This window comes from Alistipes sp. CAG:268, from assembly GCA_000434235.1.
In the GTDB taxonomy this organism is placed as follows: Bacteria; Bacteroidota; Bacteroidia; order Bacteroidales; family Rikenellaceae; genus Alistipes; species Alistipes avistercoris.
This window is the reverse complement of the sequence record FR891973.1, coordinates 54,430-55,724: the sequence shown is the minus strand read 5'-3', so window position 1 is coordinate 55,724 and position 1,295 is coordinate 54,430. Positions and strand designations below refer to the sequence as shown.

The window sequence follows — 1,295 nt, the reverse complement described above, 5'->3', positions numbered from 1 at the left end:
CAGGATCCGAAGATCCTGCCCGCCTTTTCCGTCGTTTGTCCCGCGACCGGATTCCGCTGTCTGGGGAATCCGGTCAGCATTGCCGTCCGGGTGCCGCAGTCATGTGTGTCGCCCCGGTTATGTCCGCAACTGCTCCGGACGGGGTATGACGCATGCCGCGGCTCCGGGGATCACTCCGCCGGGGATGCGTCCGGGCCCGGCGCCGACGTACCTGCCGTATCGGTGACGGTGTCGGACTCTTCGTCGGAGGCCGCGCCGACGGCTCCGTCCACCTGTGAGAGCCGCTCCTTGCGGTAGACTTTGGGCGTGCAGCCGTATTTGGCCGCAAAGCATTTGAAGAAGGTGCCCCGATTGACGAATCCGGCCTTGTAGATGATCTCGTCGATCGAGAGTTTGGTGGTCGTCAGCAGCTGTTCGGCCTTCGTCAGCCGGTACTCCTTGATGATCTGGCTCGGGGTCTGGTTCAGGATGCCGTCCAGCCGGCGGTAGAGGTTGCGGACGCTCATGCCCAATTCGGCGGCAATGAATTTGGTCGAGATGTCGGTATTCGAGATGTTGTCGTTGATGATCTTCAGCATGCGGTCGATGAACTCCTTGTCATCCTGGTGCATCATCCGTCCGTCGGTGATCTCGAAAGCGCTGATCGTCGATTTGTAGTAGTCCTTCAGCGAACGGTTCCGCTTGAGCAGCTGCCCCGCCACGGCCTTCAGGTACTCGACGTCGAAGGGCAGCGTCAGACAGATGTCCGCACCCGATTCAACGCCCTTGATGCGCTCGTCGATCTGCCGCGAGGTCGAGAGCAGGATGACGGGGATATGGGCCGTGAGACGCCCCTCCTTGACGTAGCGGATCAGCTCGAGGCTCTCGGTCTTCTCGGTCAGCGCCTCGCAGACGATGATGTCGGGGTGCATCTGCCGCAGCAGATCGATCGCCTCGGCCATGCCGGCCGGCATCCTGATGTTGTACTCCGCGGCAAAGAGTTCGGCCACGAAGTTCATGATCTCGGGGTTGTCATTGACGACGAACATCGTCGGCCGCTTCTTGTCGAAGGGGAACTCCTGCCGCGGGGCGGGCTGCAGCGGCAGTCCGTAGTCGGTGTTGCCGGCGACAATGTGCTGCTGCTCGGCGGGAGCGCTCTCGCCCGTCACCTGAAGCTGCGGGAGCCTTACGGTGAAGGTCGTCTGGGCGTTGGGCGTGCTCTCGACGGTGATCTCGCCGTGCAGCCGGACGACCAGGCTGTGGCAGATCGCCAGCCGCATGTCGCCCTGGAACGAGAAGCCGCGGGCGGCGTTCCG

At 62.9% G+C, this 1,295-nt stretch carries 1 protein-coding gene; it reads right to left on the bottom strand.

All coding sequences use genetic code 11. The annotated features are described in order from the left end of the window. Positions 1 to 170 precede the first annotated feature (170 nt). Positions 171 to 1,295, bottom strand: a 1,125-nt coding sequence (locus QZL63_RS01845) for a helix-turn-helix domain-containing protein (protein ID WP_290585570.1), incomplete at its 5' end; no start/stop codon positions are given.